We start from the raw sequence: 14,807 nt of genomic DNA, 5'->3' as shown, positions 1-14,807 counted from the left end.
GCGCGAGGCGGGTGCCGCGCCGAGCGCGGCCCACCAAGCCGTGGCGACCAGCGCGAGCGGCGCGACGGCTGCCCGCACCGGGCGGGTGCGGGGACGGGTGCGACGGCGGGTCATCGCCGGTTCACCAGACCCTGGCGCCCGGGCTGCGTCGTGCCGCCGACGACCAGCACCTGGTCGCTCGCGGCCGCGGCGCCGGAGCCGGCGAGCAGCTGCCGCGTCCCCGTGCCGGAGCCCGTCATCACCAGCAGGTCGACGCGCACCGACCCGGCGGCGTCGGCCGTCGCCGTCCCCGCGGGCACGGTGCGCCCGCCGGGCAGCACCCAGCTGAGCGCCACCGGCGCCCCGGGCGGGAACTGCTGCCCGGTGACGCGCGTGGTGGTGCCGGTGCTCACCACCGCCGGGTTCACCTGCACGACCGCGGGGACGACGGGCGGCTCCGGCTGCGGCCGGTCGGGGCAGTCGACCCGGACGCGGTCGAGCGCCTCGACGACCAGGTCGGTGGGGATCTCGCGCTCCTTGCGCTCCTCGGGTCCGCTGCGGTCGATCGCCCGCGCCGGCACCACGCCGCACGCGACCTGCGGCGCCGGGGCGGTCCAGCGCGCCCCGCCCACCTGGTCGGTCTCGACCACCTGCACCGGCTGGTCGCCGAGGCGCAGCGCGACGACCGAGTCGGGGACGAACCCCGTGACCTCCCAGACCAGCGGCGTCGCCGGGGTGGCCGCCGGGAGCCGGTCGGGCGTCACCGACAGCTCGGGGCACAGCACGTGCACGGCAGAGCGGTAGTCCTGCTGGTCGACGAACTTGCCGCCGTAGGTCCAGCGCACACGTGCCTCGACCAGCGCGCCCGGTCCGCAGCGCACGTCGTCCGGCAGCGCCACGTCGCCGGCGAAGCCGCCGTCGACGGGGACGACCTCGTGCTCGGCCTCCACGTCGTCGACGAGCACGGTGACGACGGCGGTGAAGCCGGTGTCGAGCTCCAGCGGCAGGAAGACCGCGAGGTCGGTGCCGCGCACCACCCACCGGTCGGACTCGATCGGTTCGACGTCCGGCACACCCACGCCCGCGGCCGCGCCGACGGGCAGGGCGGCCAGGGCGGCGGTCGCGAGGACCGCCGCCCACGTCCGCCGCCTCACGGCGTCGGGGTCGGCGCGGGCGCCGGGGTCGCGGGAGCGGGGGTGCGGGCGAAGCCGCTGACGGTCACGCCCGGGGTGCAGGCGCCGAGCTCCGGAGGGTTGGCGCAGGTGACCTCGACGCCGAGCCGCTCGCCGGGGGCGAACTCGAACGGCGCCACCAGGTGCAGGTCGAGGTCGCGGAAGTTCTCCAGCCGCGCGGTGTAGAGGGTGTCGCCGTCGCGGGTGACCCTGATCTCGCCGGTGTCGCCCTTCGGGTTCTGCAACAGCAGGTCGGTGACGCTGACGATCTGCTCGGTCGAGAGCCGGACGGCCGGCGACTGGTCGGCGTCGGTGACGGCCAGCCGCTCGGTCAGCGGGTCGCCCAGCGGGTCGATCGGCACGCCACCCACGCCGGGCGTGGGGGACGGGGTCGGCACCGGCGCCTGGCCGGAGGCGACCTGCTCGGCCATCGCGTCGATCGCGGCCTGCTGGGCGGCGGCCGCGGCCTGCTGGGCGGCAGCGGACTCCTCGGCCACCTCGAGCGCCTTGGCGCCCTCCTGCGAGGCGGCCTCGCGGGCGCTGCTCTCCACCGCAGGCCGCAGCACCGCCACCCAGAGCCCGCTCAGCAGCATCGCCAGCACCAGCAGCGCGACGACGCCCTTGACCAGCCAGCCGGGGACCACGGCACGCTGCAGCAGGTTGCCCGGCAGCGAGAACAGCTCGGCCTCAGGGGGTGTGACCACCAGGCGGAACGGCAGGGTGCGGTTCGACCCGCGCCAGAACCGGGTGCGGGCCGTGACGACGACGTCGACCAGCTCGCTGCGACCGGGACCGACCTCGAGCACCGACGGCTCGACCGTCCCGTGCAGCTGCTCGTCCGGGTCGAGCAGGTCGAGGGTGACCACGGCGGCGGTGTTGCCGCGGTTGTCGACCGCGACCTGGTGCTTCCCGCGTCCCCGGCCGCGCGCGGTCGAGGTGCGGGGGACGAGCTCCGCGCTCACGTCGGTGAACGCCGGCACGTCGACGACGCCCTCCTCGACCTGGCGGCGGTCGGGGTCCTCGCGCGAGGTCACGCGCAGCGCGACGGGGTAGCTGCCGGCCAGGACGGTCGAGTCGCGCGGCGTGGCGTACCGCACCCGCACGGTGGTCTCCTCGCCCGGGAGCAGCCCGACCTCGGACGGCTCGACCACGGCCCACTCGGCCAGGTTGCCGACGGGCTCGAGGTGCAGCGCGTCGACGACGTAGCCGTCGTTGCGCACGGTGAGGGTCCAGGTGGGTGCGTCCTCGCGGGCGGGGGACGGCGACGGCAGCGGCGTGGTGGTGGTCATGCCCTACCGAGGGCGCACCCCGTCCGCGCGTACGGTCCTTCGGGGCAGTGGTCTCAGCGGCGCGGGGTGAGGCCGTCGAAGACCAGCGAGGTGACCGCGCGCGCCAGCTGGTCCGCGTCGGTGGGACCGGCCGGCCGGTACCACTCGACCAGCGAGTTGACCGTGCCGAACACCAGCCGGCTGATCAGCTGCGGCTCGATGTCGTCGCGCAGGCTGCCCTCGCGCACCGCGTCGGCGACGAGCGCGGCGAGCCGGTCGTCGAGCGCCCGCCGCCGTTCCAGCGCGGCCTGCTCGACCGGGCTGTTGCCGCGCACCCGCAGCAGCAGGGTGACCGCGGGCAGGTGCGCGACGAGGATGCGCACCGACTCCTCGACGACCGCCACCAGCCGCTGGTGGGCGGTCCCGGGCGTCGCACCCGCTCGCTCGGTGGCGGCGGTGAGGCCGTCGAGCGCCTCGTCGAGCGCGGCGGCGAGCAGGTCCTCCTTGCCCGAGACGTGGTGGTAGATCGCCGACTTCGACAACCCGAGCTCGGCGGCGAGGTCGCCGACGCTGGTGGCGTCGTACCCCTGCCGGTTGAACAGCTCGACGGCGCGCCGCAGCACGGTGCGCTGGTCGTACCCGGGACGGCCGCGCCGCGGTGCCGCGACCGTACGCCCGTGGTCGACCACGTCAGACCCGCTCGACCAGCAGCGCCGAGCCCTGCCCGACGCCGACGCACATCGTCGCCAGGCCGCGGCGGCCGCCGCCGCGCTCGAGCCGCCCGAGCAGGGTGGTGACGATGCGGGTGCCGCTGGCGCCCAGCGGGTGGCCGATAGCGATCGCGCCGCCGTCGGCGTTGACGACGTCGACGTCGAGCCCGAGGTCGCGCACGCAGGCCAGGCTCTGCGACGCGAACGCCTCGTTCAGCTCGACCGCGTCGAGGTCGTCGACCTTCAACCCCGCCCGCTCGAGCACCTTGCGGGTGGCGGGGACCGGGCCGATGCCCATGACCGCCGGCGGCACACCGGCGTTCGCGGCGGCGACGAGCCGCGCCCGCGGCGCGAGACCGTGCTGCTCGACGAACCGCTCGCTCGCCACGACCACGGCGGCGGCGCCGTCGTTGAGGCTGCTGGAGTTGCCCGCGGTGACCAGGCCGTCCGGGCCGTTCACCGGGCGGAGCCCCGCGAGGGTCGCGAGGTCGGTGTCGGAGCGCGGGCCCTCGTCGCGGGTCACCTCACCGCCCTTGACCGGGACGGGCACGACCTCGGCGTCGAACGTGCCGGCGTCGCGGGCGGAGACGGCGCGCTGGTGCGAGCGCAGCGCGAACTCGTCGAGCTCCTCGCGCCGCAGCCCCCACTCCTGCGCGACCCGCTCGGCGGTCTGCGGCATCGTCAGCGTGGTCTCGGCGTCGAACCGGGGGTTGGTGAACCGCCACCCGATCGAGGTGTCGAAGGCGGCGCCCGGCTTCGCCCAGGCACGGGACGGCTTCTCCTGCACCCACGGCGCCCGCGTCATCGACTCGACGCCGCCGGCGACGACGAGGTCGGCGTCGCCGGACGCGACCATCTGGCGGGCGGTGGCGACGGCCGTCAGACCCGAGGCGCAGAGCCGGTTCACGGTGAAGCCGGGGACGGTGTCGGGCAGGCCCGCGAGCAGCCAGGCCATCCGCGCGACGTTGCGGTTGTCCTCGCCCGCCTGGTTCGCGGCCCCGAGCACCACCTCGTCGACCAGGGACGGGTCGACCCCGGCGCGGCGGACGACCTCGCCGACCACCAACGCGGCCAGGTCGTCGGCGCGCACGCCGGACAGGCCGCCGCCGTAGCGGCCGATGGGGGTGCGGACGGCGTCGACGAGGAAGGCCTCGGTCACGGATGTGCTCCTGGGTGGTGGGGTCAGGCGTCGAAGTCGACGACGACCTCGTCGCCGACGGGGAAGGTCTGGCAGGTCAGGACGAAGCCGCGCTGCACCTCGTCGTCGTCGAGCGCGTAGTTGCGGCGCATGTCCACCTCGCCGGAGGTGACCTGCGCCCGGCAGGTGCCGCACACGCCGCCCTTGCAGGCGAACGGGACGTCGCCCCGGACGGCGGCCGCCGAGTCGAGCAGCGTGCGACCGCGGGGGACCGGGTTGGTGGTCGACCGGCCATCGAGCACGATCGTCACCGCGCTGGTCTCGCCCTCGACCGTGGGGTCGTCGCGGTGCAGCTCGGGCGGCGGCGCGTCGACGTAGAACAGCTCGAAGTGCACGCGGTCGGGCGGGAAGTCGAGCTCGGCGAGCACCTCGCGGGCGTCGTCGACGAGCCCGAGCGGACCGCAGAGCCAGACGTGGTCGACGGCGGCCAGGGGCACGACGGCGGTGAGCAGGCGCCGCAGGCGGTCTGCGTCGAGGCGCCCGGAGAACAGCTCGACGTCGCGGGGCTCGCGCGACAGCACGTGCACGAGCTCGAACCGGGCGGGGTAGCGGTTCTTCAGGTCGGCGAGCTCCTCGGCGAACATCACCGACGACGTGGTGCGGTTGCCGTACAGCAGCGTGACGCGCGCGTCGGGGTTGTCGAGCAGCGAGGCCGCGACGGCCAGCATCGGCGTGATGCCGGACCCCGCCGCGACGCACAGGTGGCGGCCGCCGGCGGCGGGGTCGGCCCGGAACGAACCGCCCGGCGTCTGCACCTCGACCTCGTCGCCGGGACGCACGTCGCGCACCAGCCACGACGAGAACAGCCCGTCGGGGATCTCGCGCACGCCGATCCGCAGCGGGGCGCCGACCGGCGCGCAGATCGAGTACGTGCGGCGCTCCTCGCGCCCCTCGACCGTGCGGCGCAGCGTGACCGACTCGCCGGCGTGGTGCGCGAACTCCTCGCGCAGGTGGTCGGGGACGTCGAGGGTGACGGCCGCGGCGTCGTCGCAGAGCCGGTCGACGGCGGCGACGGTCAGCACGTGGAACGGTCCGCGCGAGGTGCGCGCCCGTGCCGGGGAGTCGACGACCGTCACCCTCAGATCTCCTTCACGTGCTCGAACGGCTCGAGGCACGCCTCGCACCGGTGCAGCGACTTGCACGCCGTCGCCCCGAACTCGGACACGAGCCGGGTGGCGGACGACCCGCAGCGCGGGCAGGCGAGGACGCGCCGGGTGGGTCCGAGCTGCAGCGGGATCGCACCGACGATGTGCTGCGGCGCCGAGCCGGGCGGCGAGATCCCGTTGCGGCGCAATGCCTCCCGCCCCTGGTCGGAGATCCAGTCGGTCGACCACGCCGGCTGCAGCCGTACCCGCACCTCGACGTCGTCGAAACCCGCGGTGGTGAGGGTGCGCACCAGGTCGTCGCGCATCGCGGCCATCGCGGGGCAGCCGCTGTAGGTGGGGGTGATCGTGGCGACCACCGTGCCGTCCTCGGCGTGCACGTCGCGCAGCACGCCGAGGTCGGCCAGGGTCAGCACCGGCAGCTCGGGGTCGGTCACCGAGGCCGCCAGCGTGCGGGCGCGGTCGAGCTCGTCCGGCGAGATGGCCTGTCGCAGCACGGTGCTCACCACCTGCCGAGCGGGTGGGCGCGGGCGACGACCTGCATCTCGGCGAGCATCCGGCTGAGCGCCTCGGTGTGACGGCCCTCGCGTCCGGCGCCGTCGCCGAGCGGACCCACCGACGGCACGTCCGGACGCTCGACCCCGCCCACGGACAGCACGTGCTCGAGCAGCACCTGCACCTCGTCCGCGACCGTGCGGGGGTCGACGCCGACGCCCTCGGCGGCGGCGCGCTCCTCGACCGGGTGGCAGCGGTCGAGCTCGGCCCGCAGCGGCCACACCACGCGCAGCGCGGCCAGCAGGCGGCGGCGCGACTCGTCGGTGCCCTGGGCGAGCGTGACGACCCAGCGCCCGGCGTGGTCGCGGTGGTACGTCACCTCCTTGACGCCCTTGGCGGCGACGGCGGCGAGCACCTGGTCGCGGCTGGTCGTGAGCCGCTCCAGCAGCGCGAGCCGCCAGGTCGAGAACACCAGCAGCCGCACGACGGCCTCGGCGAAGTCGGCGTCCTCGGGCTCGACCAGGCGCACGTTGCGGAACGCGTGGCCGTCGCGGAAGAACGCCAGCGCGTCCTCCGGCGGGACCGGCGAGCCCTCGGGCAGCGCCGGGACGAGCGACGGATCGGCCGCGGCGGCGCGGGCCAGCAGCAGCCGGGCCTGGCCGAGCAGGTCGAGGGCGACGTTCGCCAGGGCGATGTCCTCCTCGAGGTCGGGTGCGTTGCTGCACCACTGCGACAGCCGGTTCGAGTAGACGAGCGCGTCGTCGGCGAGCATCAGGCAGTAGGTGCCGAGGGTCGCGGCGTCGACGCCGTCGGGGACGGTGGTGTCGACGCCCGCGAGGGGATCCTCGAAGTCGGTGCCGAACGCCCAGTGCGAGGGATCGCCGCCGACGAGGCCGTCGTAGACCGAGGCGTGGTCGTCGTCGTGGTCGTGCACGTGGTGGCTCATCGGTCGCCGCTCACATGTGGGGGACGTCGTCGGGGATGGAGTAGAACGTCGGGTGCCGGTAGACCTTGTCGCCGGCGGGGGCGAACAGCGGGTCCTTCTCGTCCGGGCTCGACGCGGCGATCAGCTCCGAGCGAACCACCCAGATGCTCACGCCCTCGTTGCGCCTGGTGTAGACGTCACGGGCGTTGCGCAGCGCCATCGCGTCGTCGGCCGCGTGCAGCGAACCGACGTGCACGTGGTTGAGCCCGCGCTTGCCGCGCACGAACACCTCGTACAGCGGCCACTCGCCGGGCGACTGCTCGCCCAGGCCCGTCGGGACGCCCTTGAGCGGCACCGCGCCGTGGCCGCCCTCGGCCGTGTACTCGCTCACGCGCGCTGCTCCTTCGCCGCGAACGCCATGGCCGCGTCGCGGACCCAGGCGCCGTCCTCGTGCGCACGGCGGCGGTGCGCGATCCGCTGGGCGTTGCACGGGCCCTCGCCGCGGACGACCCGGCCGAACTCCTCCCAGTCGGGCTCGGTGAAGTCGTGGTGGCCGCGCTCGGCGTTCCACACCAGGCCCGGGTCGGGCAGCGTGACGCCGAGCGCCTCCGCCTGCGGCACGCTCATGTCGACGAACTTCTGCCGCAGCTCGTCGTTGGTGTCGCGCTTGATGCCCCACGCCATCGACTGGGCGGTGTTGGGGGAGTCGGCGTCGGGCGGGCCGAACATCATCAGCGCGGGCCACCAGAACCGGTCGACCGACTCCTGCACCATGGCGCGCTGCTCGTCGGTGCCCGACATCATCGTCATCAGCAGCTCGTAGCCCTGCCGCTGGTGGAACGACTCCTCCTTGCAGACCCGGATCATCGCGCGCCCGTACGGCCCGAAGGAGGTGCGGCACAGCGGCACCTGGTTGCAGATCGCGGCGCCGTCGACGAGCCAGCCGATGGTGCCGACGTCGGCGTACGACAGCGTCGGGTAGTTGAAGATCGAGGAGTACTTCTGCTTGCCGTCGATGAGCTTCTCGGTGAGCTCGCCGCGGGAGGTGCCGAGCGTCTCGCAGGCGGAGTAGAGGTAGAGCCCGTGGCCGGCCTCGTCCTGCACCTTCGCGAGCAGGATCGCCTTGCGCCGCAGCGAGGGCGCCCGGGTGATCCAGTTGCCCTCGGGCTGCATGCCGATGATCTCGGAGTGCGCGTGCTGGGCGATCTGGCGCACCAGCGTGGCCCGGTACCGCTCCGGCATCCAGTCGCGCGGCTCGATCCGGTCGTGCCGGGCGATGGTGCGCTCGAAGTCGGCGAGCAGGGCCGTCTCGTCGGGCTCGGTCGCCGTCACTGCCGCACCTCCGCATTTACAGACCGCTCGGTCGGTAACTATCGTGGCACGCGCCGCACCGCGGTGCAACGACGCCCGCCGACGACCGAGGAGCCACCCCGTGACCGCTGTGCTCGAGAGCTACGCCGCCGGACGCTGGGTGGCCGGCACCGGCGAGGGTCAGCCGCTGCTCGACGCCGCCACCGGCGAGGAGGTCGCCCGGCTCGGTGGCGCGGGCACCGACCCGGCTGCGATGGCCGACCACGCCCGCCGGGTCGGGGGACCCGCGCTGCGGGCGATGACGTTCCACCAGCGGGCCACCGCCCTCAAGGCCGCCGCGAAGCACCTCGCCACCGTGAAGGACGAGCTGTACGAGCTGTCCTACCGCACCGGCGCCACGAGGAAGGACTCGTTCGTCGACGTCGACGGCGGCATCGGCACGCTGTTCTCGTTCGCGTCCAAGGGGTACAAGGAGCTCCCCGACGACACCGTCCACGTCGACGGCGCGGTCGAGCAGCTCGGGCGCGAGGGCCGGTTCCTCGGCGTCCACGTGTTCACCTCGCGACCGGGGGTCGCGGTGCAGGTCAACGCCTTCAACTTCCCGGTCTGGGGCTTCCTGGAGAAGCTCGGACCCGCGTTCCTCGCCGGGCTGCCGTCGATCGTCAAGCCCGCCCCGCAGACCGCCTACCTGACCGAGCTCGCCGTCCGCCGCCTGCTCGAGTCGGGGCACCTGCCCGAGGGTTCGCTGCAGCTGCTCTGCGCGCCGCCCGACGGGCTGCTCGAGGCGCTCGGCCCGCAGGACCACGTCGCCTTCACGGGCTCGGCCGCCACCGGCCGCCTGCTGCGCGAGCACCCGTCCGTCGTCCACGGGGGCGTGCGGCTCGGCGTCGAGGCCGACTCGCTCAACTGCTCGGTGCTCGGGCCCGACGTCACCCCCGACGACCCCGAGCTCGACCTGTTCGTCAAGGGCGTCGTCGCCGAGATGACGGTCAAGGCGGGCCAGAAGTGCACCGCCATCCGACGCGTGCTGGTGCCCGAGGGCATGACCGACACCGTGGTGCAGGCGATCTCGGCGAGGCTCGACCGCGTGACGATCGGCCACCCCGCGCACGAGGACGTCCGGATGGGCCCGCTGGTGAGCCGCGAGCAGCGCGAGGCGCTGCACGCCGCGCTCGACCGGCTGCTGGCCGAGGGACGCGCCGTGCACGGCTCGCCGCGCTCGGTCGACGTCGTCGGCGCGGACGCCGAGGCCGGAGCGTTCGTCGCCCCGGTGCTCGTGCAGGCCGACCCGGAGGCCGCCGCGCCGCACGACGTGGAGCCGTTCGGCCCGGTCAGCACCGTGATGCCGTACCGCGACCTCGACCACGCGGTCGAGCTGGCCGCGCGCGGGTCCGGCAGCCTGGTCGGCTCGCTCGTGACCCACGACCCGCAGGTGGCCCGCGACGTCGTGCTCGGGACCGCGCCGTGGCACGGGCGGATCCTGGTGCTCGACCGCGACGCCGCGCCGGAGTCGACCGGCCACGGCTCTCCGCTGCCGATGCTCGTGCACGGCGGACCCGGCCGCGCAGGTGGCGGCGAGGAGCTCGGCGGCGTCCGCGCCGTGCTGCACCACATGCAGCGCACCGCGGTGCAGGGCTCGCCCGACATGCTGACGGCGGTCACCGGGCGGTGGACGAAGGGCTCGGCACGGCGCGAGGACGGCACGCACCCGTTCCGCAAGAGCCTCGCCGAGCTGCGCGTCGGCGACACCGTCCGCACCGCGTCGCGCACCGTCACGCTCGAGGACGTCGACCACTTCGCCGAGTTCACCGGCGACACCTTCTACGCCCACACCGACCCCGAGGCGGCGGCGCAGAACCCGCTGTTCGGCGGGATCGTCGCCCACGGGTACCTCGTGGTCTCGCTCGCGGCGGGGCTGTTCGTCGACCCGGCGCCGGGTCCGGTGCTGGCCAACGTCGGCGTCGACAACCTGCGGTTCGTGACGCCGGTGAAGCCCGGCGACGAGCTGTCGGTGCTGCTCACCGTCAAGCAGATCACGCCGCGCTCGAACGCCGACCACGGCGAGGTGCGCTGGGACGCGTTGGTGTCCAACGGTTCCGGCGAGGCCGTCGCCACCTACGACGTGCTGACCATGGTGGCGAAGCAGTGGCCACCGGCCTGACCTGGTCGGCGGTCGAGACCGCGGCGATGGGGCGGGCGCTCGAGCTCGCCGCCACCCCCGGGCTCCCGCTCGGGCCCAACCCGCGCGTCGGCTGCGTGCTGCTCGACGACGACGGGCTGGTCGTCGGCGAGGGGTACCACCGCGGTGCCGGCACGCCGCACGCCGAGGTCGACGCCCTCGGGTCCGCGGGCGACCGCGCCCGCGGGGCGACGGCGGTGGTGACGCTCGAGCCGTGCGACCACACCGGTCGCACCGGCCCCTGCACGCGGGCGCTGCTCGAGGCCGGGGTCCGACGCGTGGTGCACGCCGTCCCCGACCCGACCCCGGAGGCGTCCGGGGGCGCGGCGACGCTGCGGGCGCACGGCGTCGACGTGGTCGACGGGCTGCTCGCCACCGAGGCGTCGGCGCTGAACCGGGCCTGGTCGCACGGCATCTCGCACGGACGCCCGTTCGTGACCTGGAAGCTGGCCACCAGCCTCGACGGGCGCAGCGCCGCCGCCGACGGGTCGAGCCGGTGGGTCTCCGGGCGGGCCGCGCGGCTCGACGCGCACCGCCTGCGCGCCCTGGTCGACGTGATGATGGTCGGCACCGGCACGGTCGCCGTCGACGACCCCTCGCTCACCGCCCGCGACGCCGACGACCACGACTTGGCGCACCAGCCGCTGCGGGTGGTCGTGGGGGAGCGCGACCTGCCCGCCGACCGCCGGGTGCTCGACGCCGCCGCACCCACGCTGCACGTGCGCTCGCGCGACCCCCACGCCGTCCTGGCCGAGGTGTTCGCGCTCGGACGGCGGCACGTGCTGCTCGAGGGCGGCCCGACGCTGGCCGCCGCGTTCGTCCGCGCCGGCGTCGTCGACGAGGTCGTCTGCTACGTCGCCCCGGTGCTGCTCGGCGGCGGGCTGCCGGCGGTCGGCGACCTGGGTGTCGCGACCATCGCCGACGCCCTGCGGCTGCAGGTCGACGACGTGGCGGTGCTGCCCGGCGTCGACGGGGAGCAGCCCGACGTCCGCCTGACGCTCCGCCCGCTCTCGCGCCGCGGCTGACGCGGTCCCGGAACATCCGGTCGTCCGCGCCGGTTGCGCAGGGTGCGGGACCACGTGCGGCGGACCGCGCCGTCACCGCGACCGAGGAGGAAACCCCGTGAGCACCACCACCCTGACCGCCGCGGACTTCGAGTCCACCGTCACCGGTGAGGGCATCGTCCTGGTCGACTTCTGGGCGTCGTGGTGCGGCCCGTGCCGCGCCTTCGCCCCCGTCTTCGAGGCCGCCTCCGAGCAGCACGACGACATCACCTTCGGCAAGGTCGACACCGAGGCCGAGCAGTCGCTCGCGTCGGCGGCCGGCATCACCTCGATCCCGACGCTGATGGCCTTCCGCGACGGCATCCTGGTCTTCAACCAGCCGGGCGCGCTGCCCGCCCCCGCGCTCGAGCAGGTCATCGACGCCGTCCGCGCCCTCGACATGGACGAGGTGCGCGAGAAGGTCGCCGCCGCGCAGTCCGCCTGAGCGCAGACCGTCCGCCCACCGGTCCGCCCCGGACCGCGGTCCGGGGCGGACCGCCCGCGCCTGTGCGAGAATCGGGACGTCCCCGACCGACGACCCGAGGAGAACTGGCCGCCCATGGCCGGAGACAGTCCGTACCCCCCTGCGCCCTGCTGGATGCGAGCGGTGGAGGGGGGTGAGCACGGATGTGGGTGCTGAACCTGCTGCTCGGCGTGCTGGTCGTCCTGGCGATCACCGCCGCCACCGGGTACTTCGTCGCCCAGGAGTTCGCCTACATGGCGGTCGATCGCTCGCGCCTCAAGGCGCGGGCCGCCGCCGGTGACGCCGCCGCCGAGCGCGCGCTGGCCGTCACCCGCCGCACGTCGTTCATGCTGTCCGGCGCCCAGCTCGGCATCACCGTGACCGCGCTGCTGGTCGGCTACGTGGCCGAGCCGCTGATCGGCGAGGCCCTCGGCGAGGCGCTCGGCGGCGTCGGCGTGCCGTCCGGCGTGGCGCTCGGTGTCGGCGTCGGGCTGGCGCTGCTGCTGTCGACGCTGATCCAGATGGTGTTCGGCGAGCTGTTCCCGAAGAACCTCGCGATCGCGCGTCCGGAGCCCGTGGCCATCCGCCTCGCGGCGTCCACCACCGTGTACCTGACCGTGCTCGGCTGGCTGATCCGCGTCTTCGACGCGGCGTCGAACGCGCTGCTGCGGCTGCTGCGGATCGAGCCGGTGCACGACGTCGAGCACGCGGCGACGCCGCGCGACCTCGAGCACATCGTCGCCGACTCGCGCGAGACCGGTGACCTGCCGGAGGAGCTGTCGGACCTGCTCGACCGCGTCCTGGACTTCCCGGTCCGCGACGTCGAGCACGCGATGATCCCGCGCTCGCGGGTCGACGTCGTGCGTGCCGACGACACCCTCGACCACCTGCGCGCGACGATGGCCGCGGGCCACTCGCGCTACCCGGTGCTCGACGCCGACGAGCAGGTGGTCGGCGTCGCGCACCTGCAGGACGTGCTCACCGGTCCCGCCGCCGGCACGGTGGCCGACCTGATGCGCCCGGCCGTGGTGCTGGCCGAGTCGATGGCGCTGCCCGACGCGCTCGAGCAGCTCGCCGGCAGCCGCAACCAGATGGCCTGCGTCGTCGACGAGTACGGCGGCTTCACCGGCGTGCTGACGCTGGAGGACCTCGCGGAGGAGCTCGTCGGCGAGATCACCGACGAGCACGACCCCGACGTCGACCACGTCGCGGTCCCGGACGAGGACGGCGGGTACGTGGTGCCCGGCGACGCGCACGTCGACGAGGTGGAGCGCGCGCTGCGGGTGCGGCTGCCCAGCGGTGACTACGAGACCGTCGCCGGCCTGGTGATCGCCCGGCACGGTGCGCTGCCCGGGCTCGGCGAGGTGGTCGACGTCGAGCTCGAGCTCGACCCGGCCGACCTGGTCGAGTCCGACGAGCCCGGGCTCGACCGCGCGCGGTTCGAGGTGCTCGAGCTCGAGCGGCACGTGCCCTCCGTCGTCCGCATCACCGTGCACGAGGCCGACGACGCGCAGGTCGACGCGCACGACCGCGAGCAGGTGGCGGTGGGCGCCGAGCCCGGCGACGCCGCGGACGAGGAGGTGGCCCGGTGAGCCCGCTCGTCGTGACGGTGCTGACCGTCCTGCTCATCGTGCTCTGCGCGGTCTTCGTCGCGGCCGAGTTCTCGCTGCTGGCCGCCAAGCGGCACCGGCTCGAGGACCTCGCACCCGGCAGCCGCTCCGCCCGCGCCGCCCTGCGCAGCTACGGCGAGCTCACGGTCCTGCTGGCCGGCTGCCAGCTGGGCATCACCGCCTCGGCCCTGGGCCTCGGTGCGGTGACCAAGCCGGCCGTGCACTACGCGCTCACACCGGCGTTCGAGGGCTGGGGGCTGCCCTACTGGGTGGCCGACACCGCCGGCTTCGTGCTCGCGCTGCTGGTCGTGACGTTCCTGCACCTCGTGATCGGCGAGATGGCCCCCAAGTCGTGGGCGATCGCGCACCCGGAGCGCTCGGCGGTGCTCCTGGCGCTGTTCATGCGCGGCTTCATGGCGTTGACCCGCCCCCTGCTGAAGGCGATGAACGAGTCGGCCAACTGGCTGCTGCGCCGGGTGGGCGTCGAGCCGCAGGACAGCGTCTCGAGCGGGCAGACGCCGGACGACCTGCGGCAGCTGGTCGAGCACTCGGCCGAGGTCGGGTCGCTCGACGCCGCGGCGTCGGCGCAGCTCACGCTGGCGCTCGACCTGCAGGAGCTCACCGTCGCCGACCTGGTGCGCACCGACGCCGAGCCGACCTCGGTGCCCGCCGGCGCCACCGTCGGGCAGGTGCAGCAGTCGACCCGCGACTCCGGCCACCTGCGGATCCTGGTCCGCGACGGCGACGCGGTCACCGGCGTGGTGCACGTGCGCGACACGCTCGGGCGCGAGGCGTCCGAGCCGACGGCCGACCTGGTGCGACCGGTGCTCGAGCTGGCCGCCGGCACGCCCGTGCACGAGGCGCTCACCACGATGCGGGAGACGCGCCAGCACCTCGCGGTCGTCACGGGCCTCGGCGACGGCCCGGCGGTCGTGACGCTCGCCGACGTGCTCGGGCGGCTGCTCCCGCGCCGCCCGGACGAGGCGAGGGAGCCCGCGACCGCCTGATCAGCCCGTCCGCCTGATCAGCCCGTCCGCCTGATCAGCCCCGTCCGCCCGCCGAGGCCCGGCAGGAGCAGCAGCCCGACGCCGATCGGGAGCCAGTGCCCGACCAGGCGCCAGCCGAGCACGGTCACGGTCGCCGCGGCGGCCGGCGCACCGGCTCCGACGAGCAGGCCGATCATCACGGGCTCGACCAGCCCGACCCCGCCCGGGGTGAGCGGGAGCGAGGCCACCAGCATCCCCACGGCGTAGGCGAGCAGCAGGGCGCTCGCCGGCGTCCCGTGCCCGATGGTCAGGGCGAGCACCAGCAGGACGGCGGCGTCGAGCAGCCAGTTGGCGAGCGCCCAGCC

Annotated in this window: 15 protein-coding genes; 5 read left to right on the top strand and 10 right to left on the bottom strand. The window is 74.9% G+C overall.

Features of this window, described 5'->3' with window-relative positions:
* Nucleotides 1-110 precede the first annotated feature (110 nt).
* The 9 genes from ACYVKY_RS09380 to paaA are packed head-to-tail and all read right to left on the bottom strand — an operon-like array spanning nucleotide 111 to nucleotide 8,182.
* Complete coding sequence (locus ACYVKY_RS09380) at nucleotides 111-1,133, bottom strand: hypothetical protein (RefSeq protein ID WP_460434708.1); 1,023 nt, start codon at nucleotides 1,131-1,133, stop codon at nucleotides 111-113.
* Complete coding sequence (locus ACYVKY_RS09375) at nucleotides 1,130-2,440, bottom strand: COG1470 family protein (RefSeq protein ID WP_460434707.1); 1,311 nt, start codon at nucleotides 2,438-2,440, stop codon at nucleotides 1,130-1,132. Before ACYVKY_RS09375 ends, ACYVKY_RS09380 begins: the two co-directional genes overlap by 4 nt.
* 53 nt (nucleotides 2,441-2,493) lie before the next feature.
* The gene (locus tag ACYVKY_RS09370) at nucleotides 2,494-3,108 is read right to left on the bottom strand and encodes a TetR/AcrR family transcriptional regulator (RefSeq protein ID WP_460434706.1); all 615 of its coding nucleotides are present in this window, start codon (nucleotides 3,106-3,108) and stop codon (nucleotides 2,494-2,496) included.
* A gap of 1 nt (nucleotide 3,109) precedes the next feature.
* Nucleotides 3,110-4,288, bottom strand: a complete 1,179-nt coding sequence (locus tag ACYVKY_RS09365) for a thiolase family protein (RefSeq protein ID WP_460434705.1) — start codon at nucleotides 4,286-4,288, stop codon at nucleotides 3,110-3,112.
* A gap of 23 nt (nucleotides 4,289-4,311) precedes the next feature.
* The gene (gene paaE, locus ACYVKY_RS09360) at nucleotides 4,312-5,403 is read right to left on the bottom strand and encodes a 1,2-phenylacetyl-CoA epoxidase subunit PaaE (RefSeq protein ID WP_460434704.1); all 1,092 of its coding nucleotides are present in this window, start codon (nucleotides 5,401-5,403) and stop codon (nucleotides 4,312-4,314) included.
* A gap of 2 nt (nucleotides 5,404-5,405) precedes the next feature.
* Nucleotides 5,406-5,939: a 1,2-phenylacetyl-CoA epoxidase subunit PaaD gene (gene paaD / locus ACYVKY_RS09355; protein WP_460434703.1), complete on the bottom strand. Its 534-nt coding sequence runs from the start codon at nucleotides 5,937-5,939 to the stop codon at nucleotides 5,406-5,408.
* Nucleotides 5,933-6,871 (bottom strand): 1,2-phenylacetyl-CoA epoxidase subunit PaaC, encoded by a 939-nt coding sequence (paaC, locus tag ACYVKY_RS09350; RefSeq protein WP_460434702.1) that lies wholly within the window; start codon nucleotides 6,869-6,871, stop codon nucleotides 5,933-5,935. The genes paaD and paaC overlap by 7 nt, the downstream gene beginning before the upstream one ends.
* Nucleotides 6,872-6,881: 10 nt before the next feature.
* Nucleotides 6,882-7,241 carry a 1,2-phenylacetyl-CoA epoxidase subunit PaaB gene (paaB, locus tag ACYVKY_RS09345; protein WP_460434701.1) on the bottom strand — a complete coding sequence of 120 codons (360 nt, stop codon included), beginning with the start codon at nucleotides 7,239-7,241 and terminating at the stop codon, nucleotides 6,882-6,884.
* Entirely contained in the window at nucleotides 7,238-8,182 is a 945-nt protein-coding gene (gene paaA / locus ACYVKY_RS09340) for a 1,2-phenylacetyl-CoA epoxidase subunit PaaA (protein ID WP_460434700.1), read from the bottom strand. The genes paaB and paaA overlap by 4 nt, the downstream gene beginning before the upstream one ends.
* 100 nt (nucleotides 8,183-8,282) lie before the next feature.
* On the opposite strand from paaA, the gene paaZ reads away from it, so the two are divergent.
* The 5 genes from paaZ (at nucleotide 8,283) to ACYVKY_RS09315 (ending at nucleotide 14,463) form a co-directional block, all read left to right on the top strand.
* Complete coding sequence (gene paaZ, locus ACYVKY_RS09335) at nucleotides 8,283-10,322, top strand: phenylacetic acid degradation bifunctional protein PaaZ (RefSeq protein WP_460434699.1); 2,040 nt, start codon at nucleotides 8,283-8,285, stop codon at nucleotides 10,320-10,322.
* Nucleotides 10,323-10,348: 26 nt separating this feature from the next.
* Nucleotides 10,349-11,365, top strand: coding sequence for a bifunctional diaminohydroxyphosphoribosylaminopyrimidine deaminase/5-amino-6-(5-phosphoribosylamino)uracil reductase RibD (ribD, locus tag ACYVKY_RS09330; protein WP_460434709.1), 1,017 nt, complete (start codon nucleotides 10,349-10,351; stop codon nucleotides 11,363-11,365).
* A gap of 97 nt (nucleotides 11,366-11,462) precedes the next feature.
* A complete protein-coding gene (gene trxA / locus ACYVKY_RS09325) occupies nucleotides 11,463-11,828 on the top strand; it encodes a thioredoxin family protein (protein ID WP_460434698.1) in 366 nt (121 codons plus the stop codon).
* Between the two features lie 182 nt (nucleotides 11,829-12,010).
* Nucleotides 12,011-13,438, top strand: a complete 1,428-nt coding sequence (locus ACYVKY_RS09320) for a hemolysin family protein (protein ID WP_460434697.1) — start codon at nucleotides 12,011-12,013, stop codon at nucleotides 13,436-13,438.
* Nucleotides 13,435-14,463, top strand: coding sequence for a hemolysin family protein (locus ACYVKY_RS09315; RefSeq protein ID WP_460434696.1), 1,029 nt, complete (start codon nucleotides 13,435-13,437; stop codon nucleotides 14,461-14,463). The genes ACYVKY_RS09320 and ACYVKY_RS09315 overlap by 4 nt, the downstream gene beginning before the upstream one ends.
* Nucleotides 14,464-14,480: 17 nt before the next feature.
* Here the strand turns inward: ACYVKY_RS09315 and ACYVKY_RS09310 are convergent.
* Nucleotides 14,481-14,807, bottom strand: a 327-nt coding sequence (locus tag ACYVKY_RS09310) for a flippase-like domain-containing protein (RefSeq protein WP_460434695.1), incomplete at its 5' end; no start/stop codon positions are given.

Source organism: Angustibacter speluncae (genome assembly GCF_054777815.1).
This window is presented reverse-complemented; position numbering and strand designations above follow the sequence as displayed.